The organism is Heyndrickxia oleronia (assembly GCF_017809215.1).
Lineage (GTDB): Bacteria > Bacillota > Bacilli > Bacillales > Bacillaceae_C > Heyndrickxia > Heyndrickxia oleronia.
The window spans coordinates 2,083,791-2,108,791 of the sequence record NZ_CP065424.1 but is presented as its reverse complement, the minus strand read 5'-3'; the positions used below and the strand labels follow the sequence as shown (position 1 = coordinate 2,108,791).

Genomic DNA, 25,001 nt, shown 5'->3' with positions numbered 1-25,001 from the left:
CTATATATTCTTCCTAATCTTCTAATCACCTCCATGCATGACAAAACTAGAACTGATTCGTCAAAGAAAGTGTTAAACGAACAATGCATTTTAATCTATTCGACAAAAGAATAAACTTCTTTATCAATGAATGGAGAACAGTCTTTGGTGCAAAATAGGTTCTAGGAGGTGGAAAATAATGAATAAAGAACTTAAAAATCAACGTAAAAAAGAAGAACGTTCTAAAACGAAAGCTGGTAACGGAAATCCTAAATTATCTGGGCCAAATCGTCCCTCAACTTAATTATAGAAATTCTAGTGATTCATACATTTATGTAGCTATTACGAAATAGGAAAAGGTTGATCCAAATGACGAAATTGGATCAACCTTTTTATTATTTTGTAATAAAATTACATCTAAATTTTAAATAAATGAAACAAATGGTGATTGCAATTCGTCGAATACTAATAAGAAGCAGCAAAAAATCACTATTTTCCCTTGAAAAACAACCATTTTACGCAATCTAACGTTATATTGGCAAGAAATCAAACTTTTTATTCACCCAATCTGTCTAGTTTTCTGCTATGATATAATTTAGTTTGTGAGGTGAGGATGAATGGATCTTCGATACCCTAATGGAAAACAATATACGATGAACAAAACGGGCATAAATAAATCTATCGCTTCGAAGAGTATTTCATACAGTAATAGAGGGATGACGTTGGAAGACGATTTAAATGTAACGAATCAATATTATTTACTAAATGAGATTGCTGTTATTCATAAAAAACCTACTCCGGTACAGATCGTCCATGTTGATTATAAGTCAAGAAGTACTGCAGTTATTAAAGAGGCGTATTTTAAACAACCATCAACAACCGATTATAATGGAGTCTATCAAGGTAGATATATTGATTTTGAAGCAAAGGAAACGAATAATACAACATCTTTTCCATTACAGAACTTTCATGAACATCAAATCGAACACATGAAAAAAGTAGTTGCACATAATGGAATATCCTTTGTTATACTTCGTTTTGCAAAAACTGAAGAAGTCTTTTTATTACCGAGTTCAGATTTATTCATCTTTTGGGATCGAATGCTAAATGGTGGGCGAAAATCTATAAAAAAAGAGGAAATTGAAGAAGTTGGACATCCTATCTCATTAGGCCTTCACCCTCGAATTGATTATATTCAAACGGTAAAAAAGATTTTTACAATCTAAGTTTTACACTTCTAAATCAATATTTGGTTTAGATCGGCTTTTTTTAAAATTTTTGTTGCTTATTTAAACATAATAGTAAAAACTATCATTTAAGCAATAATCAATGTTTAAAAACAGCCTAAAGGAAAGAGAGGAAAATTTGTTTATGGCTGAAAAATACCAAACACGTGAGGAACGAAGAAAACAGCAGGAAGCTGTTAAAAATAAAAAAGGAAAAGGTAAGAAGAAAAAACGTTCTATATTTAAGAAAATCATATTAAGTTTATTTCTAATTTGTGTTGTTGTTTTCTTGGCAGGTGTTGGAACATTCGCTTATTATGCAAGTAAAGCACCACATTTAAATAAAACCCAATTAAAAGATCCTATCGCTTCTGAGGTGTTAGCGATGGACGGTAAATCAGCTGGAACGATCGGCGCAAAAAAACGAGACTATATTGCCTATGATAAAATTCCTGATAAAGTAAAGGATGCAATCATCGCTACTGAGGATTCTCGTTTCTTTAAGCATCATGGGATTGATCCAATTCGACTTGGTGGTGCTGTTATTGCCAATGTTACTCGTGGATTCGGTTCTGAAGGAGCGAGCACGATCACCCAGCAAGTAGTGAAAATGTCCTTTTTGACTAATAAAAAGACACTAGAACGTAAAGCACAAGAAGCATGGCTTTCATTACAGCTTGAACGCCAATACACAAAAGAAGAAATCTTCGAGATGTATGTGAACAAAATTTATATGTCAGCTGGAATTCATGGAATCCAAACTGCTTCTAAATATTATTATGGAAAGACATTAGATAAATTAACCCTACCGCAGATTGCACTAATTGCGGGACTACAGCAGAGTCCAAATAACTATAATCCATTTGAACATCCAGATTTGGCTGAAAAACGAAAAAATGTTGTTTTAGGGTTAATGTACCAACATAAGAAAATTTCTAAAGAGGAAATGGAAGCAGCGAAAAAGGTGCCTGTTACAAAAGGACTTAAAAAACAGACCAATGTCAACAATGTTGCTCAAAATAAATATGATGCGTTCATGGACATGGTCATTGATGAAGTTGAAGCGATGGGTTATAATCCATTTTCTGATGGCTTAAAAATCTATACTACATTAGATACAGATGCCCAAGAATATACAGAGCAAATTTTAAATTCAAATGATATTGTGCAATATCCGGATGATATGTTCCAAGCGGGTATAACATTATTGGATACGAAAACTGGAGAAATTCGTGCTGTAGGTGGAGCAAGAAATCCAAAAGTTCAACGTGGATTAAATCGAGCAGTGGATATCAAGCGTTCACCGGGTTCTACAATCAAACCGATATTAGATTACGGCCCAGTAATCGAGGAAAAACAATGGTCCACCTATCATCAAATCGTAGATGAACCATATAATTATGAAGGAACATCAGTTAAATTAAACAACTTTGACAACCGTTTCTTAGGACCAATGTCAATGAGGGAAGCTTTATACCGTTCCCGAAATGTTCCAGCAGCTAAAGCTTGGGCAGAAGTAGGTCCAAACAAAGCAAAAGAATTTGCCAATAACTTAGGTTTAGGATTAAAAGATTCAGAACTAGTACCCTCATCCGCAATTGGTGGTGGACTTGAATTATCCCCACTAAAAATGGCAGGAGCCTATGCAGCATTCGGTAATAATGGTATTTATAATAAACCACATACCGTAAGAAAAATTGTCTTACAAGATGGGGAAACCATTGTTAAAACAAATCCTGAACCAAAAGTTGCAATGAAGGATTATACTGCGTATATGATTACAGATATGCTTAAAGATGTTTTATCTTCAAAACCAGGTGCAACTGGTCGCTCAGCAATCATCCCTGGGCTAGAAGTTGCAGGAAAGACAGGTACCACTAATTTTAGTGACGATGATGTTGCAAAATATAATATACCTGCTGGTGCCAGCCCTGACTCATGGTTTGCAGGTTACACAACTAATTACACTGCAGCTATCTGGACAGGATATGATAGTTCCAAAGATGAGAATGGGAACTTTAAATATTATTTAACACCAAATGAACAAAAAATCTCACAGCTCATCTTTAAAAACCTAATAGAACATGTATCTGAAGGGAAAAACACACCTGATTTCAAAATGCCAAAAAGTGTTGTGAAGATTCCGATTGAAAAAGGAACAAATCCACCACAAAAAGCAAGTGAATATACTCCTTCTGGAAGTATTTCATATGAATTATTTGTTCGAGGTCATAATGAACCAAGTCAAGTTTCACATAGATATGAGCAATTAGAAGCTCCTACAAATTTAAACGGAACCTATGATCAAGCAACCAATCAAATAATTGTCAATTGGAATCATCCAAAAATATCTGAAGGGGTTTCTTTTGAAATATCTGGTTCACTTAATAATGAAGGTAAACAATCCTATGGAAATACGAAGGATACAACATTATCAATAGCCAATCCACAGCCTGGTGGAACCTACCAAATTGAAGTGAAAGCTATATTAGGTGATCAAACAAGTAAATCAGCTACTATCACTATAAAAGTCCCAGATCCTGATGAATTAGGAAATGGCGATGATAATGGTGATAATGGTGACCAAGATCAAGACAATGGGGAACATAACGGTTCTGATAATGGAAATGGTCCTGGTAATGGGAATGATAATGGTTCTGGTAACGAAAACGGACCTGGTAATGGGAATGGTAATGGTCCTGGCGATGGTAATGGTCCTGGTAATGGGAATGGTCCTGGTAATGGAAATGGCAGCGGCAATGACAATGGAGGAGGTAATCAAGAAAATCCAGATCCAGGTAGCGGAACCGAAACACCATAATTAATACAAAAAAGTCATCTAATCAAATCTGATTAGATGACTTTTTTCATTATATGGTTACTCCCTCTTCTTCATTCGTTTTTGTCCTTCCCGACAAACACTTAATAAAGGGCAAATGTCACATTGCGGATTTTGTGCCTTACAATGATATCTACCAAAAAAAATTAAGCGATGATGAGTCTGAGACCATTCTTCTTTTGGAACTTTTCTCATTAATGTATTTTCTACTTCTAACACACTATCTTTCCATCTGCAAATTCCTAGTCTTTTACTCACCCTTTCAACATGTGTATCTACGGCGATAGCAGGAATACCAAATGCTACTGAAACGACGACATTAGCTGTCTTTCGTCCGACACCAGGAAGTTTTGTTAATTCATCTCTATCCTCCGGAAGCTTCCCTTGATATTCATTAATAAGCATGCTACATAATTTTTGAATGTTTTTCGCTTTGTTTCTATATAGACCAATAGATCTTATATCATTTTGTAACTCTTCTAAAGAAACAGCTAAATAATCTTCGGGGGTCTTATATTTTTCAAATAAAGATTTAGTTACTTTATTAACAAGAACATCCGTGCATTGTGCTGAAAGTGAAACAGCAATGACAAGTTCAAAAGGATTAGAATGATTTAATTCACAATGTGCATCGGGAAACATTTTCCCTATTTCATCTAAGCAAAATCGAATTTGCTGCATATTTAACATTTTTCGTTCCACCTTGACTATTTCTTAAGTAATTTATTATTGTTCTAACCAATTATAAAAAGGGATGGTTTTCGAATCACTTTTTTGAACGAGCGTAGTTTTTTTACGTTGCTGACGAAATTTATTACCATAATCCTTTGCTTGTTCAATTGTTTTAATTCCGTTTTTCTTCCATTCAAATAATATTCGATCAATATATCGAAAATTTAATTTTCCAGAAATAACAGCTTCCCTTAGAGCTGCCTTTATTACAGATGGATCTTGATGATCTTGGTCAAGCCACATCGCCAAAGTTTCGCATTCAAGAGGAGATAATGGTCTCCCAAATTCCTGTTCAAAAATTGTATATAGATTCGTTTCTTCATGTAAATTATGTTCTAGGTCAGCCTGTTTCTTTTCAAATGTAAACTCATCGATTAATTTACTCCATAGAGGTTTTAATGAGTACTTTTCATAACGTATATTCTCTTCGGAATACCCTTCTTCAATACTAATATATTGATTCTGAACTAATCTTCTTAACAATGAAGCACACATGCCATCAGGAATCGTCATTCTTTCTGAAAGTTGTGCCGGGGTAGGAAAATCATTTCCTTTTTCTAAAAAGGAAAAAACCTGCAATAACAAAACTAATTCAGTTTCGTTTAAACCAATATGTTTATATTTAACCATTAAAAGTCGAGGAATCTGAATCATCCCATCCTCTATCCATGATAAAATTAAATCCTTATCCATTTTGTACACCTCATAAGTAAGTATAAAGGAAGTATTACAAATATGGAACAAGGAAAATCTGCCCTTTGATTTTCCCTAAAAAGGAAAGTCACGTTCCTAGACTTTCCAAGAAAATCTGCCCTTTGATTTTCCCTAAAAAGGAAAGTCACGTTCTTAGACTTTCCAAGAAAATCTGTCCCTTGATTTTCCTGTATATCCACAATGTAATGTCTATCGAAATAAAGAAAAAAGGCTGTGTTTATTAGACACAACCTTTTAATTCGTTAATTATGGGTAAAGTCGGTTAAGTAAACGTGGGAATGGAATTGTTTCACGAACATGCTCAACTCCAGAAATCCAAGCTACAGTACGTTCTAGTCCTAATCCAAAACCTGAATGCGGAACCGCTCCATATTGACTTAATTCAAGATACCATTGGTATGCATCTATTCCTAAGCCATGTTCTTCGATTCTTTTCTTCATTAATTCATAATCATAAATACGTTCAGAACCACCAATAATCTCCCCATAGCCTTCAGGCGCAATCAAATCAGCACATAGAACAACTTCAGGACGCTCTGGATGTGGTTGCATATAGAATGGCTTTAATGAAGTTGGATAATTCGTAATAAAGACTGGTTTATCAAATGATTCTGCAATTGCTGTTTCATGTGGTGCACCAAAGTCGTCGCCCCACTCAATATCATTAAAACCTTTTTCATGTAGAAGCTTAAGAGCATCATCGTATTCAATACGAGGGAACGGTGCCTTTACTTGCTCAAGCTTAGAAGTATCCCTACCTAATCGTTCCAATTCTAATTTGCAATTCTTTAGAACTGATTGAACAATATGAGCAACGTATTCTTCTTGAACTTTTAAGCTATCTTCATGTTGGTAAAATGCCATTTCTGGTTCAATCATCCAAAACTCAATTAAATGTCTTCTTGTTTTTGATTTTTCCGCGCGGAATGTTGGTCCAAATGAGAATACTTTACCTAAAGCCATTGCGGATGCTTCCATATATAGCTGACCACTTTGTGAAAGGTATGCATCTTCATCGAAATATTTTGTATGAAATAATTCTGTTGTTCCTTCAGGAGCACTTCCAGTAAGAATTGGTGGATCGATTTTAGTAAATCCATTGTCATTAAAAAATTCATACGTGGCGCGAATGATTTCATTACGGATTTTCATTACCGCATGTTGACGACGTGAACGTAACCAAAGATGACGATGATCCATTAAGAACTCTGTTCCATGTTCTTTCGGAGTAATCGGGAAATCATGTGCTTCATGAATTACTTCTACATCCTTTACTAAAAGCTCGTATCCGAAAGATGAGCGACTATCTTCTTGAACAGTTCCTGTCACATAAATAGAAGTTTCTTGTGTTAAAGATTTTGCTTTTTGAAAAACTTCTTCAGGGACATCTGTTTTTACTACAACCCCTTGGATAAACCCTGTTCCATCACGAAGTTGTAAAAATGCGATTTTCCCGCTAGATCTTTTGTTGGCAACCCAAGCACCTATCGTGACGTCTTGTCCAACGAATTTATTTACTTCATTAATTGTCGTTTTCAATCTACTTCCCTCCAAAAACTTCAAAAACTACACTTCATATCATTTTATATCCAAACTTATTATACTAAACAAGTATATAAAAGGAAAATATTAATTAAAAATCCCCCCTATTTATTAGGGGGATACTCTATTTTATAGAATGGATTTATTTCATTTTACTTTTTACAAACTGTTGAATTCTTTCAATTGCTTTTTCTAATAATTCTAATGATGTCGCATAAGATAAACGAATATAATCTTGAGCTCCAAAGCCTGAACCCGGAATGACTGCAACGTTTGCCTCTTCAAGTAATGCTTCCGCGAATTGATCCACTGAATCAAAACCTGTTAGCTTAGCTGCCTCGATTACATTTGGAAACAAATAAAAAGCACCTTGAGGCTTCAAACAGCTTACTCCTGGAATTTGAATAAGTTGTTGATGTATTTTATTTAACCTATCTTCAAATGCTTCTCGCATTGTTTCTACTGGCTCCTGAGTACCATTATATGCCGCAATCGCTCCATATTGTGATGGAGTAGTCGGATTTGAGGTGGAATGACTGGCAAGGTCTGTCATTGCTTTGATAATTAGTGCATTTCCAGCTGCATATCCAATTCTCCATCCAGTCATTGAATGTGATTTAGAAACTCCATTGATGATGATTGTTTGATTTTTTAATTCAGTTGAAAGTTCTGCAATTGAAACATGTGTATGTTCACCATAAATTAACTTTTCATAAATTTCATCAGAGATAATCAAAATATTATGTTCTAAACAAATTTCACCTAATTCAGTTAACTCTTCTTTTGTATAAAGCATACCTGTTGGATTGCTTGGTGAGTTAATAATGATAGCTTTTGTTTTAGAAGTTATAGCAGATTTCAGCTGATCTGCTGTAATTTTAAATTGATTTGCTTCTTCTCCATTAATATATACGGGTTCTCCTCCAGCAAGCTTAACCTGTTCTGGATAACTGACCCAATATGGAATTGGAATGATGACCTCATCCCCTTCATTTAAAATCACTTGAAAAAGTGTATAAAGGGCATGCTTAGCACCATTTGTTACAATGATTTCAAAAGGCTTATAATCAATATTTTGATCCTTTTTAAACTTTCCAATAATAGCTTTCTTTAATTCAGGAAGTCCACCTGTAGCTGTATATTTTGTTTGTCCTTCATTCATCGCCTTTATTGCAGCGTCGATAATATGTTGTGGTGTATTAAAGTCTGGTTCTCCAGCCCCTAGTCCGATGACATCTATTCCTTCTGCTTTCATTGCTTTTGCTTTTGCAGTAATGGCTAGTGTAGATGATGGTGTAAGAGCACTTACACGATTTGCTAGTTGTAATGTCATTTCTCCTCACCTTTTCTATATATTTGTAATCATATACGGAGTTTTATCATTATCCTTTAAAAAGTACACATAGGCATAATTTAACCGTGATGAATGATCAAGATATGAAATTTCCCAAACCGGTTCCTTATCTAACATACCTAAGCGACTACCTAGTACTTTAGCCGGTTTTTCCTTTTTCATTACTGTATTAATTGCCTCAGACTTTGAAATTCCATCTGACCATTTTTCAATGGTAATTTGATCACTGTTTTTTTCAGGTATCCATACAGCAACCTTTTTCCCATTTTTTTGTTTCCCAACTGCTACATAATAGGTAATATCCCCATTATACAGATAAAATTGATCCATAGACGTAAGATTCGCCTTTTCTCTTGCCTTTTTTTCTGCAAAATCTTTCGCATGGCTTATAGGCTTCATTGATTGGAAGTATACATTTACACTGACCCCAACAATAACTAAAATACATAATCCAGCGATGATAATCCATTTTTTCATAATAACCCTCTATGTACGATATATTGTAAATACTGCTTTACTTTGGTCCTCAGTATCTAATGCTAATCCGAACATTAAATCTTGATTTTTTAATGTTCTGTTGAGTGCATCAACGATTTTGTATAATTCAGCTTGGTATTCAATCTTTACAGTTGATAGCACTTCTATTTTGCTGTCCATCATAATCCCCCTACAAAAACAAATATTGTTATAAATATCGTAACCGATTATAGCCACAATATAAATACTGAAACACAAATTTATTATAACAACATTTCCGTGTTTATTGACGATATACCAAAAAATTTTTCTAATCCACACATTTTTTCACGCTGCTAATAAAAAGCAGCGTGTTTTTTACGATAAGAAATTATAAAATTCAATGTAGTTTATATAATTGAGTCGTGTCTACTCAAGTCGAAACTACGCCTAGCCCAAATATCTCTCTGCTAAGATAGCTATTTCTTCTATAAAAGTTTAATGCAAATTTTGTTATAGAAAATCAAAAGACAATCAACTCCACATGTTTATAACCAATTTTCAACCGTTTCAATCATTTCCTTTAGTGATACATGTTCAATTGGAACGGATGGTATTGAGCGAATAAAAGCATTTCCATATGATGTTGTTTCAATTCTTCTATCAAATACAATGACAATTCCTTTGTCAGTACCGCTACGAATAAGTCGTCCAAACCCTTGCTTAAATCGAATAACCGCTTCAGGTAATGAATAAGTAGAAAATGGATTTTTCCCTTCGGCCTGTATAGCTTCATTCTTTGCCCATGTATATGGCTCATCAGGAGGACTAAACGGTAATCTCACAATTGATAAACACGACAGATCTTCACCAGGAATGTCTACGCCCTCCCAAAAACTATTTGTACCAAAAAGGACAGCTTTATCAAACCGTTGAAAGTTTTTTGTTAATCTCATCCTGCTTCCTGTCGTAATTCCTTGAGCAATAAGTATAAAATCATCCAATAAGCCACTTTCCTTCATTAACTCATACGTTTTCTTTAACATGTCATATGAGGTAAATAAGACGAGCATTCTACCTTTTGTTGCCTGTGCAATGGCAATTAAATGATTAGCGATGGCTTCTACATATTCAGATACTGCCACCTCACGAATTTCAGGAATATCATTTGGAATTAACAACTTGGTCATTTCTGAATATGGAAAAGGAGAAGGTATTTGCTTCTTTATTAAATCCGCAAATTGATGAAGTCCTAATTCATTTTCAAAAAAACGGAAAGAATCTTTTACAGTTAAAGTAGCAGAAGTTAAAATCACACTCTTTCTTTTAGCAAAAAACTCTTTGCTCAATTTCTCACTTACAGAAATCGGTTGTGCCTGTATCGAAATACTATTAGGTATGGCCCGCATATCACCTTCTAGCCAATAAACAAATTCATTTGTTTGCTCTAACAAAAGATGTTGGATCGAATGCTTAAATGATACTAATTCATGATCATAGCTAAAGACTTCCTCAAGAAGAGCCTTATCTTTTTCAGATAATTTTTCACTAATCTTTTTCAATTGACTTAACCGCTCTTCTAATCCACTTCTTATTTGATTAACGGATGATATTACTCTTTCAGCTGCAAATAAAATTGGTTGTAAAGATTTTTCTTTCAATAACTTGTTTGAAAGACGAATCTGCAGTTTATGATGTCCTTTATTTTTCTTCTCATTTTTCAACAATTTCTCTGCAATAATGGTGAATAATTCATCGATTTCCGTTTCAAGCTCAGCGATAATAAAATCTAACTCAAAGGTAGGCATTTTTAGTGAAATTTTCTGCTTTTGTACCATTACTTCGAGTTGATAAAATAGTTGCTTTTTTTCATATGAACCTAGTTGGCTGCAAAAAAATTTGCTAGGAATATACTCCAATTTTTCTCCTAGAAAACCTCTAGAAGTTTTTTCAAAATGATGGGCTTCATCTATAACCACATAATTAAATTCTTTAAATAGTTGTTGTTTCTGAATTAAATCAAGTAGTAGCATAGAATGGTTTGTAATAACAATATCTGCATTCTCGGCTTCTCTTCTCGCGTATAAATAAAAATCCTTTGCTATCCATGGATCCCGTTCTTTCGATAAATGCCAACCATCATGCCTTATCCGATTCCAAAAGATTTTTCCGCCACTTGATAAATTCACCTCATCAATATCACCTGTTTCCGTATGAATAAGCCAAACTAATAACTGCATTTTCGTTAGGATTGTGTCATATTGCTGATCAGCTTCATAAAGTGTTTGTTCAAATTTAAATAAATTTATGTAATGTTGTTTCCCCTTAAGCACAACTGCTTTAAATGGAAAAGAGAGTACTTTTTCAAGTTTTTTCAATTCCGTATTTAATAATTGATCCTGCAATTGTATCGTATGAGTACTAATTAAAATGGGTTGATTTTCAGTTTTACTAAAATAAATACTAGGTAATAAATACGCAATTGATTTACCAATTCCCGTTCCAGCCTCAATCATTGCATGCTTATTTAATCGAAATGCTTCATACACCGTATCCATCATTTCATGTTGACCATCTCTTACTTCATAATGCTTTATTCCATTTGATAGTAATTTTTGCTTATCATGTTGATGTAAAGGATACTCCTTTTTTTCGCGATAGTTATAATTGGAGTATTTCTTATTTTTTTTACGGAGGGCAATTCCTTTAAATACCTCTAAATGCTCAGAGAGGTTTTCTAAATGATTTCGTTTCTCTGTCAGAATGTCTTCAAAAATTTCGTTTAAATTGCTCTTTAATCCTATTGAAAGTTTTGCAAGCTTTTCGAGTGTTACAAGTGGTAGCTCTCTTGTTTGGTTAATAAATTGCAAAAGCAATTCAGCGGTTACTAACGCATCACTATCCGCTTGATGTGGCCGATCATGCTTGATTGCGAGACATTCAGTCAACTCAAACAGCTTATAGCTATCAGATGTTGGCAATAATACTTTTGCTAATTCGACCGTATCGACATTTAAGCCGACAAATTCCGGGCAACCTACTCGATTAAATTCTGATTGGAGAAAATTCAAATCAAACAAGACATTATGCGCCACAAAGATACTGTCTTTTAAAATCCTTGTTAACTCAGGGGCAACTTCTTCAAATAATGGTGCCTGTTTGACCATTTCATCATTAATCCCAGTTAGTTCCTCAATAAATGATGGAATTGGTACACAAGGATTAACAAATGTTGTATATTGATCAATTATTTCTTCATTTTCAATGACAACAGCAGCTATTTGGATGATTCGATCACCTTTTTTGGGTGAATTTCCTGTTGTCTCTAAGTCTACTACTACAAAACGCTGTTTCATTCAATCACCTATTTCATATTTCAAAAGGCTATTTTTGTTTCTACTTAGTTTATCATATTAAAGCGAATAATCCATAACTATTATATCCAAAAACGTATGCTCCTTGTTCAACAGCGTCGAATGCGAGAGCTTTGCAATGACAATTCCAATCTTAAAAATTGTATCGAGGTATAAACAAACATTCTATACATAAGGAGATTTTCGTATCGTTTGTTGCAACCTATTTTGGTTCATTAAACTATTTAGCATAAATTTTGAGAAGAGAGCCTTATACTATACACTTCAACTAATGTATTGCTGTGTAAAAGGAGAGCGTTCTTATATTGCTTGAAGCTCTTTTCTCGGTGAACTAAGGAAACTTATCCTAAACTTATTTTTATTTGTAAAAACTTAAATTCTATACTATTGAGAAAAGAGCCCTATACATAAATACACTTCAACTAATGTGTTGCTTTGTAAAAGCCCTACTGCCGGCTTTTACACACTAAAAAAAGGGGAGTGTTCTTATATTGCTTGAAGCTCTTTTCTCGGTGAACTAAGGAAACTTATCCTAAACTTATTTTTATTTGTAAAAACTTAAATTCTATACTATTGAGAAAAGAGCCCTATACAAAAAACCGTATCCACTGAGATACGGTTTTCTTTTTATCTTAAATGATTGTTGCTTCGGGTTCATAGGAAATCATCTGCGAAATATGGTTATTTTCATCCAGAATAGCGATTTTTGGCTGATGATTTTTTATTTTATCCTCTTGAATAAGAGCGTATGAAATAATAATGACAATATCTCCTACTTGAACAAGTCTGGCAGCTGCACCGTTCAGACAAATTACACCACTTCCCCGTTTGCCTGGGATAATATACGTTTCTAAACGTGCTCCATTATTATTATTAACGATTTGTACTTTTTCATTAGCAACCATTCCAACCGCGTCTAGTATATCCTCATCGATTGTAATACTGCCGACATAATTTAAATTAGCTTCTGTAACTGTTGCTCTGTGAATTTTCCCATTCATCATTGTACGAAACATAAATGATTCTCCTTTTATTTCTTTTGTGCAATCTACCGGACATCAAGGATGAGATTATCAATTAATCTTGCTTTTGAAAACTTAACTGCTATTGCGATGATAACCTTCCCTTCAATGACATCTAACGCTTTTAATGATGGATAAGAATATATTTCAACATAGTCAATCTCACCACTTGTATTTAATTGAAGATGATCAATCACCATTTCTATAATCCGTTTTTTAGATTTTTCACCAGAGTTAATTGCAGTCTTTGCCTTTGTAAGACTTTTATATAATTCTTTTGCCTCAACTCTTTCTGAATCCGATAAAAAGACATTTCTTGAGCTTTTTGCTAAACCATCAAGCTCTCTATTTGTTTCAACAGCAATAATTTGGATAGGTAAAAAGAAATCCTGTACAAGTCCATCAATCACTGCAATTTGCTGTGCATCTTTCTTACCGAAATATGCTCTCTCAGGCATAATTAGTGAAAATAGCTTTAACAAAATGGTAACTACTCCATCAAAATGGCCAGGTCTACTTCTCCCGCAAAGTACCCCGGCTCTTTCAACGACAGTAATTTGATTATTCATTTTATTTGGATACATTTCCTCAACGGAAGGTGCAAAAATATAGTCCACTCCTGCTGCTTCTGCTAAACGTTGATCATGTGCCAAATCTCGTGGATAGGAGTCAAAATCTTCATTTGGTCCAAATTGAGTAGGATTGACAAAAATACTCATAATCACGATATCATTTTGTTCCTTAGCTTTTTCCACTAAAGCTAAATGGCCTTCATGTAAATAGCCCATGGTAGGAACAAATCCGATACTTTCATGATTTTGTCTATGCTGCTTAACTATTTTCGAAATCGTCGTTCTATCTGTCACCAATTTCATTTTATTTTCCTCCGTAAAGTGTAGACAATTCCTCTTGTTTCATAGTGAACGTATGCTTATCCTCTGGGAATTTACTCGTTTTCACATCTGCCACATAATTTTTTAGTCCATTCAAGATTAAATCATTACTATCTGCATATGTTTTTACAAATTTAGGTACTCGTTCAACTCCGAACATCGTTAAGTCATGAAAAACTAATACTTGACCATCAACATCTACTCCTGCTCCAATACCAATGGTTGGAATACTGATGTTAGCTGTCACCTCTTTTGCTAATTGCTTTGGTACACATTCTAAGACAATTGCAAAAGCACCTGCTTCTTCACATTTTTTTGCATTTTCAATCAACTGTATAGCTGCATCTGCCGTTTTGCCTTGAACCTTATATCCCCCTAAGACACCTACAGTTTGAGGGGTTAAACCGAGATGTGCCATAACAGGAATACCTGATGATGTTAACGCTTCAATCATTGAAATTACATGTCCAGCACCTTCAACTTTTACAGCATTCGCACCACCATTTTGAATAAGACTAGCAGCATGTTTCAACGTTTCCTCCCGGCTAAGATGATATGTCATAAATGGCATATCGGTAACGACAAATACATCACTAGCTCCTCGTTTTACAGCTTTTGTATGATGTATCATATCCTCAATCGTTACAGGTACTGTTGAATCATACCCTAAAACAACCATCCCTAAAGAATCACCAACTAAGATCATATCCATATTGGCCTGCTGTGCCAATTTTGCAGTTGGAAAATCATACGCGGTAACCATGGTGATCTTTTCCTTATTTTGCTTCATCATTTTAAAATCTGTCGTTTGTTTCATCATGTTTCCTCCCTTAGTATTTGACTAGGGGAGCATCCAACCTTGCTTTTTATGGTTCTTGACACAAAGTCTAATTTACTGGTTCATATTTAGAACGTTTGATGCAAAAAAAGCCCTTCCGCAAGGCAGAAGGACTCCTGTTATTAGTAAATGATTGACCCATCCTCCGTCCCCGTCCAATTCATGGATCAAGGCAGAACAATATTCTATTAATAATAAATGTAAGCAAGGTGCAGTTCCTTTTGGATACTACCCGAGTAAATTATATCAAAATATTTCATTACTTACTATCCATTTTTTATTTTCCTACCTCAATATCCGCAGAATAAATATCATGAATGACACCATTTTTATCCTGGATTTTTAATACGCCTTCATCAGAGATACCTATTGCTTTACCAGCTATCACTTCATTAACGGTACGAGCAATAATGTCCTTCCCAATACTGATGGCATAGCTTTCCCATAATAACTTTAATGGAGCAAAGCCTTTTTCTAAGTAAATCTGATAATACTTTTCCAAATTAGCTAGTATTTGTTGAATAAGTATAGAGCGGGACAGCTTTCCACCATTTTCAATTGCTATTGATGTTGCAACTGAATGCAATTCTTCGGGAAAGTCTTCTCTCGTTTGGTTAACATTAATTCCGATTCCAATAATAATAGAGTGAATTTTATCCGAATCTGCTTGTAATTCCGTCAATATGCCGGTTACTTTTTTTCCTTTTATTAAGATATCATTTGGCCATTTAATTTCTGGTTGTAGGTCGCATAGTTGTTCGATTGCCTGTACAACTGCAACTGCAGTAATCAAAGTAAATTGCGGTGCCTTAAAAGGTGGAAGTTTTGGTCGTAACACAATGCTCATCCATATTCCAGTAAACTTTGGAGAATGCCAATGTCTAGTTAGTCTTCCTCTTCCATTCGTTTGTTCTTCAGCTACCACTATTGTTCCTTCTGGACAACCTTCTTGTGCTAGTTGATGGGCCACTTTTTGTGTCGAATCAATTGTATCTAAATATTGAATCATACTACCTAGTTTAGAAGTTTTCAGGCCTAAACGAATTTCATTTTCTGTCACTCTGTCCATTGTCGATATAATTCGATACCCCTTTTTACGAACAGCCTCTAGTTCAAATCCTTCTTTTCGCAGCTCCTCTATATGCTTCCATACTGCTGTTCTTGAACAACCTAAAATATCAGCAAGTGCTTGTCCTGATAAAAATTCTCCATTTGCATTGGTAAATGCCTCTAGCAATCGTTTGCGAATGGGAGATTGCATGTTCGACTCCACCCCTTTATCTCATCTCTATCATTGGCAATTTCTTTATTTAAAATGGCCAATTCAATCTGTTGCAATAAATCCTTAATCCAAGGTCCACCGGGTCGATTAAACCAATTTATTAAGTCTTCCCCTGAAATGACTATTTCTTCACGTGTCTTAATCGGCATGATTGAAAATTCATTCTCGATTGTTTCCTTGATCATGTATATCGACTGTTTATTCATTGTTTTATATACTACTTCAGCATCAATCGCAATTTCCTTTGTTGCATAAAAAAGTGAAGCAACTGTCCAAGAACTTTGATATCTTTCCTTCAAGACCGAAAGAGCTTTCACAATGTATTTCATTTGTTTAGTTGGCATTCGCCATTCTCTTAAGAAATTCATCGGTTCGTTTACATCGATTAAGGCTAATATTAAAAGCCATGTTTGATTTTCAGAAAGTTCATTCACATCTAATTCTAAGCATTGTTTCAATTTATCTGTATGGTCTTTAAAACCGGGCAAGTAATCAATAATTTGACAATCAAACAATAGAGTTAAAGCTTGTTTTTTATTGCTGCCTCTAATTAACTTTGTAAACTCTGCTAAGATACGCTCTATCGCAATATGCTTTAATAAATAGGCATTTTTACTAATTGCAAGCTTTGTACTCATATGCAATGAAAATTCAAGTTGACTAACAAATCGAACCGCTCTCATCATTCTTAGTGCATCTTCATGAAATCGTTCTTTTGCATCCCCAACTGTTTCAATTAATTGATCATTAATCGCTTGTATACCATTAAACAAATCAATGATTCTTCCTTTTTTATCCATGGCTAATGCATTCATAGTAAAATCTCTTCGTTCTAAATCCTTTATCAATGAACGGATAAAATGAACCGTTTCTGGTCTGCGATAATCGCGATAATCAGATTCTGCACGAAAAGTAGTAACCTCATAGCCAATCCCGTCGAAGAGAACAAGTATCGTTCCATGTTCAATACCAATATCTACTGTTTGACTAAAAATTTTTTTTACTTCCTGAGGAGTAGCTGATGTTGCAATATCAACATCATCAATTTTTCGATCTAGTAAATAATCTCGGACGGAACCTCCGACAAAATATGCTTCAAATCCATTACTTTCTAATGCCTCTAAAATTGGGATGGCACTTAGAAATGGTTCATTCATTCCATCCCCACCTTTTCTTTATCTGGTATTAGATGGTAATAAATGTCTTCATATTGTTCAATTATTTTCTCTGACATAAACTGATTGTGAACGGTTTGAATCGCATTTTCAGAAAACTCATTGTGTATTTTTTCATCTTCAAGAAGCTTTAACGCATAGCTTGAAATCATTTCAATATTTCCCAGTTCACAAACATACCCATTCACATGATCTGTAATTACTTCTGGAATTCCACCAATATCGGTTCCAATACATGGAACACCACAGGCCATAGCCTCAAGAGCTACTAATCCAAAACTTTCCTTTTCTGATAGCAAAAGCATTAAATCACTTATAGAGTATAACTCTTCAAGATTATCTTGCTTTCCTAACATGAGCACGTCTTCATTTAATTGTAATTCATTCACTAATTTGCATACGATTGTCATCTCGGGACCATCACCAACTAAAAGGAGTTTAGCAGGTAGTTTCTTTTTTATTTGGGCAAAAACCTTAACTACATCTGGTACTCTTTTCACATTTCGAAAGTTAGATACATGGATGATGATTTTCTCATCTGGTGAAATTCCATATTCCGTTTTTAAATCACTTGAATTAACTTTTCTGTATACCCGTTCATCAATAAAATTATAGACTGTATCAATTTCTTTCTTTGGTTGAATTAGATCATAAGTTTGTTGAACTAAAGCTTTTGAAACAGCAGTCACATAATCAGATTGCTCTATACCAAAGCGAATCGCTTCAGTTAATGAAGGATCATAACCTAAAACAGTAATATCTGTTCCATGTAAAGTTGTTACAATCTTTACATTAGTACCGGCCATCTGTTTTCCTAATATTGCACAAACAGCATGAGGCATTGCATAGTGAACATGGAGTATATCTAATTTTTCTCTCTTTATCACTTCTGCCATCTTACTAGCTAAAGCAATATCATAAGGTGGATATTGAAATACAGAGTATTGATTCACTTCGACCTGATGAAAATAGATATTATGATACATCTTATTTAAACGGAATGGGATGCTTGAAGTAATAAAATGGATTTCATGGCCTCGCTCTGCAAGAAATTTTCCTAATTCTGTGGCTATGACACCTGAACCTCCAACAGTCGGGTAACAGGTAATACCAATTTTAAGCTTTTTTCTCATTCTCCAATCACATCCATATTTAATATAAGCGGCTTTTTCGTTTTAAAGCCCTCGGCAAATTTTACTCCAACTTCTTTTCCGAACATTCTCTCTCTCGCTTGTACAGTTTCAATATAACCATCTGTTAGCGGTGTCCTTACACCTGTACTATTTATCACAAACTGGCTCTGGTATGCTTCTAAGCTTTCTACTTTTTTATCCATATAGTTGGTTACATCAATGACAAAATCAGGATGATGAAAACCATTTATCATATAATGATATAAACTTTTTGGTTTATGTGGAGGCAAATTTAAACTCGTTTCAAATTTTCTAATCCCCGCAGAAAATATTGCCTCTTCTACTAATTTTGCACAATTACCATGGTCAGGATGTCTGTCCTCTAAAAATGGCGCAAAAACCACTGTAGGTTTATATGTACGGATGACTTCTACAACCATGCGTATATGTTCAGTGGTAAGATAAATTCCACGATCAGGAATTTTTAATGAAATCCGTTCCTCAACACCTAAAATTGAGGCAGCCTTTGCCGCCTCAATCTTTCGATTTTCAACTGTTCCATTTGAAGACAATTCTGCTTCTGTTAAATCACAGATGACGACTTTTTTTCCTTCCCTCGTCCATTTTGCAATCGACGCGGCCATTCCAATCTCTACATCATCTGCGTGTGCCCCAAATGCTAATATATCTATTTTCTTATTCATGCCTTGTTTCACCTCTAATAATACTTCGCCATTGTAAATCGCCTTTTTCTAGCCCACGAACAAGAACTTCAGCAGTACCCATATTCGTTGCAAGGGGAACGGAATATACATCACATAAACGAATTAATGCAGTCACATCTGGTTCATGTGGCTGAGCTGTTAATGGATCCCTAAAGAAAATAACCATATCCAGTTTATTATTGGCGATTAATGCTCCTATTTCTTGATCACCACCATATGGCCCTGATTGGAAACGGATCACTGGTAGGTTTGTCTCTTCGTTTATCCTTTTCCCAGTCGTACCTGTTGCATATAATCGGTGCTGTGCAAAAATATCTTGGTATGCTGTCACAAACCGAATCATATCATCTTTCTTTTTATCATGTGCAATTAATGCAATCTCCATATCCTATGCCCCTTAATCAATAATATTTTCCAATCCGTAGACTAATGTATTGATTGCCAATACTGTTTCAATGGATAATTTGACCCCTGACATAAAGGAAGAACGATTATACGAATCATGTCGAATTGTTAAGGATTGTCCATCTGCACCAAATAACACTTGCTGATGTGCGATTAATCCTGGTAAACGGACACTATGTATATGCATTCCATCAAAGTTGGCTCCTCTAGCACCAGTTATACTTTCTGATTCATTTGGATGTCCCTGTTGCTTTTTCTCCCTTGATAAAGAAATCATCTCCGCTGTTTTTACAGCTGTTCCAGAGGGTGCATCAAGTTTCTGATCATGATGCATTTCAATTATTTCTACATCTTTAAAATATTTTGCAGCTAATTGGGAGAACTTCATCATTAACACCGCACCTATAGCAAAATTAGGTGCAATGATACAACCAATATTTTTTTCTTCTGCTAATTGTTTCAATTCTATTAGTTGTTCTTGGGTAAAACCTGTTGTTCCTACAACAGGTCGAATTCCATACTGTAGGGCAGTTTTTGTATGTAAATAACCAACTTCAGGTGTAGTTAAGTCCACAAATACATCTGCATTTGATTTCTGAAGACATTCTTCTACATTTGAATATACAGGGATATTTTCGTATAATTGGAAATCATCTATCTCATGCAACATTTTCTGATCATGCTTATGATCTAAAACACTCACAAGCTCAAATTTTTCTTCGTGAAAAACCAGCTTGACTGCTTCTTTTCCCATTCTTCCACGAGGCCCTGCAATAATTACTCTCACTTTATCCATAATATTTACTCCTTTTCTTTTTTCGTCCATCTATCTTTATCACGTGTATTAAATTTGTACATCACTCTTTCATGAGCTTCTTGTAAATTTATATTTAATGAATTAGCTAAACAGATAAGAACAAACTGTAAATCTCCTAACTCTTCTTCCACCGTTTTTTCCTTTTCTGTATTCTTCTTAGGTTTCTCTCCATAATAATGATTAACTTCCCTTGCTAATTCACCGAGTTCCTCAGTTAAGCGGGCAACCATCGCTAATGGGCTAAAATAACCTTCCTTGAATTGTCCTATATAATCATCAACTTCTTGCTGCATTTGTTTTATTGTTTTTTCTTCCAATATCAATTACACCTCACTTATTTCTCTCTTCATGTTAGCTAAAACAAAAAATTTTTACAAATGTTTTAATTTATTCTAGAACCAAGCATTGCCAGTTGTAAATCCGTTTTATATAATGAGAACGTTGTGCTAATTTTGATTTTATTAACTTTTTCTTGAATAACTTGGACAATCTATACTCAAAAGGACAGGAGGAAACAACATGCTTCGTGGTTTAAAAATAAAAAATATTTTATTTATTCTATTAGGCTCTGCTATTTTTTCATTTGGTATCTATCACTTTAATATGCAAAATAACCTTGCTGAAGGTGGATTTACCGGTATTAACCTGCTATTATATGCCCTTTTTAACATAGATCCTTCCTATTCAAACTTAGTGTTAAACATCCCGGTATTTATTATCGGTTGGAAATTACTTGGGAAAAGAGAATTTATTTATACGGTGATTGGAACAATTGCAACATCCATATTTCTATGGATCTTCCAAAGAAAACATTTAAATATTCCACTTGAGCATGATATGTTTCTTGCCGCTTTATTTGCTGGAGTATTTATTGGTATTGGCTTAGGGATTATTTTCCGTAATGGTGGTACAACAGGTGGCGTTGATATTATTGCACGATTAATATTTAAATATAAAGGATTAGCCATGGGTAGAACGATGTTCATATTTGATGCATGTGTCATCACTCTTTCCCTATTGACCTATTTAAATTATCGTGAAGCCATGTATACACTAGTCGCTGTATTTGTTGGTGCAAGAGTAATCGACTTTATGCAGGAAGGTGCTTATACCGCAAGAGGAGCATTAATTATTTCACCAAAGCATGATGAAATTGCTAATTTAATTATGAATGATATGGAAAGAGGAGTAACAGTTCTACAAGGGCGAGGTTCCTACACAAAGGAAGAAAAAGATGTACTTTATTGTGTCGTAGGTAAAAATGAAGTCGTCCGTTTAAAAGGATTGATAAATGCCGTAGATCCACATGCATTCGTTTCCGTTACAATTGTTCATGATGTATTAGGAGAAGGGTTTACTCTAGACGAAAATAAGAAACCCATTGAAGTATAAATACATTTCCACAAAGTATAAAAAGGAAGGCATGTTATCATGCCTTCCTTTTCTTAATCATCACTTCTATTTGTAAAAATTAAGATCAACCTTAACAGTTCAAGAACTGCAACAGCTGCAGCAGCTACATATGTTAATGCAGCAGCATTAAGCACCTTTCTTGCATCATGCTCTTCCTGATTATTAATTATGCCTAATGAGACAACTTGATCCATTGCTCTTGACGAGGCGTTAAATTCTACAGGGAGTGTGACTAATTGAAATAAAACCCCTAAAGCCATTAAAACAATCCCAATTAGAAGAAAAGTTTGACTAGCGAGTAATCCAATAATAATGAAAATCCAAGAAGCATTTGAACTAATATTTGCTACAGGGACAAGGGAGTGGCGAAATCTTAATGGACCATAGCTCTCTTTATCTTGAATAGCATGACCAACTTCATGGGCTGCAACAGCCGCTCCAGCAACAGAATTGCCATGATAGTTTGAAGAAGATAAATTTACCGTTTTCGTCATCGGATTATAATGATCACTCAAAAAGCCACTATGTTCAACCACTTTTACATTGTATAAACCATTTTCGTCTAAAATTCTTCTAGCTACTTCTGCTCCATTCATACCAGTAGTATTTGGAACTTCCGCATATTTCTTAAAAGTTCTTTGTACTTTAACCTGCGCCCAAATCGGAATAAGAGCAATAATAATATAGTAAATAATAAACTGCATTGGTTTCCTCCATATCTCGATGATATTACTATTATTTTATTCAATTCAGGTGAAATGGTCAATCATAATGCTCTTTTTGCTTCGTATGTTTTTCTCCTCTGTATTTTCTCCAGCCAACATACGATAATGTCATAACAATAATACTACCTGTTGTAATAATCACCCACCATAATGAAGGATCTGTTTCATCCTCAGATAATTTATCGAAAATATGTTGTAAATCCGACTCTATAATATCTAATTGTACTAACTGTGTGTCATCTTCAATAATTCGATTTCTAAACTTATCAATGAAGGAAATATCAGAATCTAACTTTTCTAATTTTTCTAAAGACAAATCCACTTTTAAACTTGGTTGAATTAATGAATATTTTTCTAAAAACATAGTAAGTGCTGCTTCATATGCCATTCGGTCCTTCTCTTTAGCCGCTTCCTTGATTTGAGAAAATGCCCCCATAATTGGCTCCTGTAACTCTGTCCACATTGGTTGATAGTGAGAATTAATTGCATCAATCACTAATCGGAACGTAGTTACTTTATCAATTTTTTCTCTAGATTCTGAACTTACTTTATTTATTGCACGAATAGCATCATTATATGACATCATGACTATTTTTAATTCATCCATTGTTAATATCGAGCCGTAGGATGTCTCTTCAATAAATTGGTCTTGAAATTGTTCAAGAAATTTTTTAGCCGCTTCAAACCGGCCAATCTTTGTCATTTGTAAAGCTTCATCAGCAATTTTATCTAACCTATCTAATGGTGAAGTTACCGTTGCATGAACATGAGTTGAAGTAAAAAAAACGAGCGAAAATAGAAGGATTAATATTTTTTTCATCCTTGTCCCTCCTCAAACTACTAATAAAGTGTATGAGAAGATGGACAAGAATAGACCTGATTTTAAATAGGACTAATTAATAGATCGTTAATTTAAGACTATTTTTCCGAACGGAGAAATAATAGCCGATTGCTAACGATAATATGCTTAACCAGAACGTAAAATATCCAATTTCCCGAACATAGATTGCCAACGCACCGTATTTCGGATATTGCATAAATACGTAGTCAATTACATCATTATGTAAAGTCCAGATAGCTACTATTATAATATGTTTAAGCTTTATTCGATAAAAAGGAGAATATAATATCCCTTCTATTGCCATAGCTCCATGTGACATAATTAGCATATACCCTTGCCATGGCAATTCGCCAGTCACAATTAAAGTTAAAATGTTCATGACTACGGCCCAAACCCCATATTTAAATAAAGTAACGATTGCTAAAGCTTCAATGATCGGCCAATTTTTTTTCAATAAAAACGCAAATAATACAAGAGTGAAAAACAAACTAGCTGTAGGGCTATCAGGTACAAAAGGAAGGAATATTGTCGGTGTGACATCAAATTGAGGTTTATACCATATATATCCATAAATTGTCCCTAATAAATTTACGATTAATAACACCCACAAAATATACCGATTCGCTAATATTGGATATAATAACTTCATTACGTACCGCCTTTCCTCTCACTCCCCAAATGACTTGAAATAGAAAGAAAAGCTGGCAAAAACGCCAGCTTTATCTCTTTCTATTATTCAGCTTTTAACCCTGAAATAAATTCAGATAGCTTTTTCAATTCATCGTCAGAACCTTTAAATTGATTAGCTGGCATATTGCCTTTACCTTCTTTAGCAATTTTTGCAACTTCATCAGCACTTAAACCAGTACCAATTAATGATGGAGCTGCAGGGCTACCAACAAGGTTTTCTCCATGACATGTAATACATGATTGTTTAGAAATAATTTGGTAGCCTTCTGAAGATTTATCAATATCTGCTTTCGCGACAATTTTCCCTTGCTCAGCCGCTTTTTCCCAATCATGGTGAGCCGCAGCTTCCCAAGTTAAATAGAAGACTGCTGCAATGGATAATAGCATAAATCCAGTTGCTAACGGACGTTTCAATGGACGTCTATGTGGTCCACGATCAATAAATGGAGCTAAAAGTAATCCTACAAATGCAATACCAGGAATAATTAGTCCAATGATATTATATGGACCTGACGCATAGGAATATTTCAACATTTGATAAAGGAATAAGAAATACCAGTCAGGCATTGGAATATAACCTGCATCAGCTGGGTCAGCAATACGCTCTAATGGTGCTGGATGTGCAGCAGTTAGGCATAAAAATCCAACTAAGAATACGGCACCGACCATCCATTCCTTTAATAGGAAGTTTGGCCAAAAGGCTTCTGTTTTCCCTGGATATTCCGAATAGTCCTTAGGGCCCATTTTTTTACGAACCGAAGGGTCAAGAACACGTGAATCCCCTACAAATTTCATCCCTTTTCCACGATGCATTATGTCCCCCTCC

Annotated in this window: 24 protein-coding genes; 3 read left to right on the top strand and 21 right to left on the bottom strand. The window is 34.6% G+C overall.

Features of this window, described 5'->3' with window-relative positions:
• Positions 1 to 596: 596 nt before the first annotated feature.
• Together recU and I5818_RS10550 are read left to right on the top strand one after the other, a co-directional pair.
• A complete protein-coding gene (gene recU / locus I5818_RS10555; RefSeq protein ID WP_058002396.1) occupies positions 597 to 1,205 on the top strand; it encodes a Holliday junction resolvase RecU in 609 nt (202 codons plus the stop codon).
• A 145-nt stretch (positions 1,206 to 1,350) separates the two neighbouring features.
• A complete protein-coding gene (locus I5818_RS10550) occupies positions 1,351 to 4,026 on the top strand; it encodes a PBP1A family penicillin-binding protein (RefSeq protein WP_236036625.1) in 2,676 nt (891 codons plus the stop codon).
• A gap of 57 nt (positions 4,027 to 4,083) precedes the next feature.
• Here the strand turns inward: I5818_RS10550 and nth are convergent, their stop codons facing one another.
• The 17 genes from nth to I5818_RS10465 form a co-directional block, all read right to left on the bottom strand.
• Entirely contained in the window at positions 4,084 to 4,734 is a 651-nt protein-coding gene (gene nth, locus I5818_RS10545) for an endonuclease III (protein ID WP_058002394.1), read from the bottom strand.
• Positions 4,735 to 4,770: 36 nt separating this feature from the next.
• Positions 4,771 to 5,469: a DnaD domain-containing protein gene (locus I5818_RS10540; RefSeq protein ID WP_071976084.1), complete on the bottom strand. Its 699-nt coding sequence runs from the start codon at positions 5,467 to 5,469 to the stop codon at positions 4,771 to 4,773.
• 267 nt (positions 5,470 to 5,736) lie between these two features.
• Positions 5,737 to 7,029 carry an asparagine--tRNA ligase gene (gene asnS / locus I5818_RS10535; protein ID WP_058002392.1) on the bottom strand — a complete coding sequence of 431 codons (1,293 nt, stop codon included), beginning with the start codon at positions 7,027 to 7,029 and terminating at the stop codon, positions 5,737 to 5,739.
• 145 nt (positions 7,030 to 7,174) lie between these two features.
• Positions 7,175 to 8,365 (bottom strand): pyridoxal phosphate-dependent aminotransferase, encoded by a 1,191-nt coding sequence (locus tag I5818_RS10530; protein ID WP_078110644.1) that lies wholly within the window; start codon positions 8,363 to 8,365, stop codon positions 7,175 to 7,177.
• A gap of 15 nt (positions 8,366 to 8,380) precedes the next feature.
• Positions 8,381 to 8,863, bottom strand: coding sequence for a cell wall elongation regulator TseB-like domain-containing protein (locus I5818_RS10525; RefSeq protein ID WP_058002390.1), 483 nt, complete (start codon positions 8,861 to 8,863; stop codon positions 8,381 to 8,383).
• A gap of 9 nt (positions 8,864 to 8,872) precedes the next feature.
• The gene (locus tag I5818_RS10520; RefSeq protein WP_065107196.1) at positions 8,873 to 9,043 is read right to left on the bottom strand and encodes a YpmA family protein; all 171 of its coding nucleotides are present in this window, start codon (positions 9,041 to 9,043) and stop codon (positions 8,873 to 8,875) included.
• A gap of 347 nt (positions 9,044 to 9,390) precedes the next feature.
• Positions 9,391 to 12,198 (bottom strand): ATP-dependent DNA helicase DinG, encoded by a 2,808-nt coding sequence (gene dinG / locus I5818_RS10515; RefSeq protein ID WP_078110643.1) that lies wholly within the window; start codon positions 12,196 to 12,198, stop codon positions 9,391 to 9,393.
• Between the two features lie 650 nt (positions 12,199 to 12,848).
• On the bottom strand, positions 12,849 to 13,232 hold the full coding sequence (gene panD, locus I5818_RS10510; protein WP_078110642.1) for an aspartate 1-decarboxylase: 384 nt from the start codon (positions 13,230 to 13,232) through the stop codon (positions 12,849 to 12,851).
• 32 nt (positions 13,233 to 13,264) lie between these two features.
• Positions 13,265 to 14,113 (bottom strand): pantoate--beta-alanine ligase, encoded by an 849-nt coding sequence (gene panC, locus I5818_RS10505; RefSeq protein WP_078110641.1) that lies wholly within the window; start codon positions 14,111 to 14,113, stop codon positions 13,265 to 13,267.
• 1 nt (position 14,114) lies between these two features.
• Positions 14,115 to 14,948 carry a 3-methyl-2-oxobutanoate hydroxymethyltransferase gene (gene panB, locus I5818_RS10500; protein WP_078110640.1) on the bottom strand — a complete coding sequence of 278 codons (834 nt, stop codon included), beginning with the start codon at positions 14,946 to 14,948 and terminating at the stop codon, positions 14,115 to 14,117.
• A 298-nt stretch (positions 14,949 to 15,246) separates the two neighbouring features.
• Positions 15,247 to 16,230: a biotin--[acetyl-CoA-carboxylase] ligase gene (locus I5818_RS10495; protein WP_078110639.1), complete on the bottom strand. Its 984-nt coding sequence runs from the start codon at positions 16,228 to 16,230 to the stop codon at positions 15,247 to 15,249.
• The gene (locus tag I5818_RS10490) at positions 16,200 to 17,408 is read right to left on the bottom strand and encodes a CCA tRNA nucleotidyltransferase (RefSeq protein ID WP_078110638.1); all 1,209 of its coding nucleotides are present in this window, start codon (positions 17,406 to 17,408) and stop codon (positions 16,200 to 16,202) included. Before I5818_RS10490 ends, I5818_RS10495 begins: the two co-directional genes overlap by 31 nt.
• Positions 17,405 to 18,559: an N-acetyl-alpha-D-glucosaminyl L-malate synthase BshA gene (bshA, locus tag I5818_RS10485; RefSeq protein WP_058002383.1), complete on the bottom strand. Its 1,155-nt coding sequence runs from the start codon at positions 18,557 to 18,559 to the stop codon at positions 17,405 to 17,407. Before bshA ends, I5818_RS10490 begins: the two co-directional genes overlap by 4 nt.
• Positions 18,556 to 19,263 carry a bacillithiol biosynthesis deacetylase BshB1 gene (bshB1, locus tag I5818_RS10480; RefSeq protein WP_058002382.1) on the bottom strand — a complete coding sequence of 236 codons (708 nt, stop codon included), beginning with the start codon at positions 19,261 to 19,263 and terminating at the stop codon, positions 18,556 to 18,558. Before bshB1 ends, bshA begins: the two co-directional genes overlap by 4 nt.
• Positions 19,256 to 19,669, bottom strand: coding sequence for a methylglyoxal synthase (gene mgsA / locus I5818_RS10475; protein WP_058002381.1), 414 nt, complete (start codon positions 19,667 to 19,669; stop codon positions 19,256 to 19,258). Before mgsA ends, bshB1 begins: the two co-directional genes overlap by 8 nt.
• A gap of 12 nt (positions 19,670 to 19,681) precedes the next feature.
• Positions 19,682 to 20,485, bottom strand: coding sequence for a 4-hydroxy-tetrahydrodipicolinate reductase (gene dapB, locus I5818_RS10470; RefSeq protein ID WP_078110637.1), 804 nt, complete (start codon positions 20,483 to 20,485; stop codon positions 19,682 to 19,684).
• 5 nt (positions 20,486 to 20,490) lie between these two features.
• Positions 20,491 to 20,823, bottom strand: a complete 333-nt coding sequence (locus tag I5818_RS10465; protein ID WP_058002379.1) for a nucleotide pyrophosphohydrolase — start codon at positions 20,821 to 20,823, stop codon at positions 20,491 to 20,493.
• A 202-nt stretch (positions 20,824 to 21,025) separates the two neighbouring features.
• Here I5818_RS10465 and I5818_RS10460 point away from each other — a divergent pair, with 202 nt between their 5' ends.
• Positions 21,026 to 21,898 (top strand): YitT family protein, encoded by an 873-nt coding sequence (locus I5818_RS10460; RefSeq protein ID WP_058002378.1) that lies wholly within the window; start codon positions 21,026 to 21,028, stop codon positions 21,896 to 21,898.
• Positions 21,899 to 21,951: 53 nt separating this feature from the next.
• Here I5818_RS10460 and I5818_RS10455 read toward each other — a convergent pair whose 3' ends face one another.
• From I5818_RS10455 to I5818_RS10440, 4 genes are all read right to left on the bottom strand, one after another.
• A complete protein-coding gene (locus tag I5818_RS10455; RefSeq protein WP_078110636.1) occupies positions 21,952 to 22,623 on the bottom strand; it encodes a zinc metallopeptidase in 672 nt (223 codons plus the stop codon).
• Positions 22,624 to 22,681: 58 nt separating this feature from the next.
• Entirely contained in the window at positions 22,682 to 23,464 is a 783-nt protein-coding gene (gene ypjB, locus I5818_RS10450; RefSeq protein WP_078110635.1) for a sporulation protein YpjB, read from the bottom strand.
• A 76-nt stretch (positions 23,465 to 23,540) separates the two neighbouring features.
• On the bottom strand, positions 23,541 to 24,134 hold the full coding sequence (lhaT, locus tag I5818_RS10445) for a lipoprotein heptaprenylglyceryl N-acetyltransferase LhaT (RefSeq protein ID WP_058002375.1): 594 nt from the start codon (positions 24,132 to 24,134) through the stop codon (positions 23,541 to 23,543).
• 83 nt (positions 24,135 to 24,217) lie between these two features.
• Positions 24,218 to 24,988, bottom strand: a complete 771-nt coding sequence (locus I5818_RS10440; RefSeq protein WP_071976094.1) for a menaquinol-cytochrome c reductase cytochrome b/c subunit — start codon at positions 24,986 to 24,988, stop codon at positions 24,218 to 24,220.
• Positions 24,989 to 25,001 lie beyond the last annotated feature (13 nt).

Excerpts from the sequence above, each read along its gene's own strand:
- recU (WP_058002396.1), top strand. The coding sequence starts at position 597 with ATGGATCTTCGATACCCTAATGGAAAACAATATACGATGAACAAAACG.
- I5818_RS10550 (WP_236036625.1), top strand. The coding sequence starts at position 1,351 with ATGGCTGAAAAATACCAAACACGTGAGGAACGAAGAAAACAGCAGGAA.
- nth (WP_058002394.1), bottom strand. The coding sequence starts at position 4,734 with ATGTTAAATATGCAGCAAATTCGATTTTGCTTAGATGAAATAGGGAAA.
- I5818_RS10540 (WP_071976084.1), bottom strand. The coding sequence starts at position 5,469 with ATGGATAAGGATTTAATTTTATCATGGATAGAGGATGGGATGATTCAG.
- I5818_RS10530 (WP_078110644.1), bottom strand. The coding sequence starts at position 8,365 with ATGACATTACAACTAGCAAATCGTGTAAGTGCTCTTACACCATCATCT.
- I5818_RS10525 (WP_058002390.1), bottom strand. The coding sequence starts at position 8,863 with ATGAAAAAATGGATTATCATCGCTGGATTATGTATTTTAGTTATTGTT.
- I5818_RS10520 (WP_065107196.1), bottom strand. The coding sequence starts at position 9,043 with ATGGACAGCAAAATAGAAGTGCTATCAACTGTAAAGATTGAATACCAA.
- dinG (WP_078110643.1), bottom strand. The coding sequence starts at position 12,198 with ATGAAACAGCGTTTTGTAGTAGTAGACTTAGAGACAACAGGAAATTCA.
- panD (WP_078110642.1), bottom strand. The coding sequence starts at position 13,232 with ATGTTTCGTACAATGATGAATGGGAAAATTCACAGAGCAACAGTTACA.
- panC (WP_078110641.1), bottom strand. The coding sequence starts at position 14,113 with ATGAAATTGGTGACAGATAGAACGACGATTTCGAAAATAGTTAAGCAG.
- panB (WP_078110640.1), bottom strand. The coding sequence starts at position 14,948 with ATGAAACAAACGACAGATTTTAAAATGATGAAGCAAAATAAGGAAAAG.
- I5818_RS10495 (WP_078110639.1), bottom strand. The coding sequence starts at position 16,230 with ATGCAATCTCCCATTCGCAAACGATTGCTAGAGGCATTTACCAATGCA.
- I5818_RS10490 (WP_078110638.1), bottom strand. The coding sequence starts at position 17,408 with ATGAATGAACCATTTCTAAGTGCCATCCCAATTTTAGAGGCATTAGAA.
- bshA (WP_058002383.1), bottom strand. The coding sequence starts at position 18,559 with ATGAGAAAAAAGCTTAAAATTGGTATTACCTGTTACCCGACTGTTGGA.
- bshB1 (WP_058002382.1), bottom strand. The coding sequence starts at position 19,263 with ATGAATAAGAAAATAGATATATTAGCATTTGGGGCACACGCAGATGAT.
- mgsA (WP_058002381.1), bottom strand. The coding sequence starts at position 19,669 with ATGGAGATTGCATTAATTGCACATGATAAAAAGAAAGATGATATGATT.
- dapB (WP_078110637.1), bottom strand. The coding sequence starts at position 20,485 with ATGGATAAAGTGAGAGTAATTATTGCAGGGCCTCGTGGAAGAATGGGA.
- I5818_RS10460 (WP_058002378.1), top strand. The coding sequence starts at position 21,026 with ATGCTTCGTGGTTTAAAAATAAAAAATATTTTATTTATTCTATTAGGC.
- I5818_RS10455 (WP_078110636.1), bottom strand. The coding sequence starts at position 22,623 with ATGCAGTTTATTATTTACTATATTATTATTGCTCTTATTCCGATTTGG.
- ypjB (WP_078110635.1), bottom strand. The coding sequence starts at position 23,464 with ATGAAAAAAATATTAATCCTTCTATTTTCGCTCGTTTTTTTTACTTCA.
- lhaT (WP_058002375.1), bottom strand. The coding sequence starts at position 24,134 with ATGAAGTTATTATATCCAATATTAGCGAATCGGTATATTTTGTGGGTG.
- I5818_RS10440 (WP_071976094.1), bottom strand. The coding sequence starts at position 24,988 with ATGCATCGTGGAAAAGGGATGAAATTTGTAGGGGATTCACGTGTTCTT.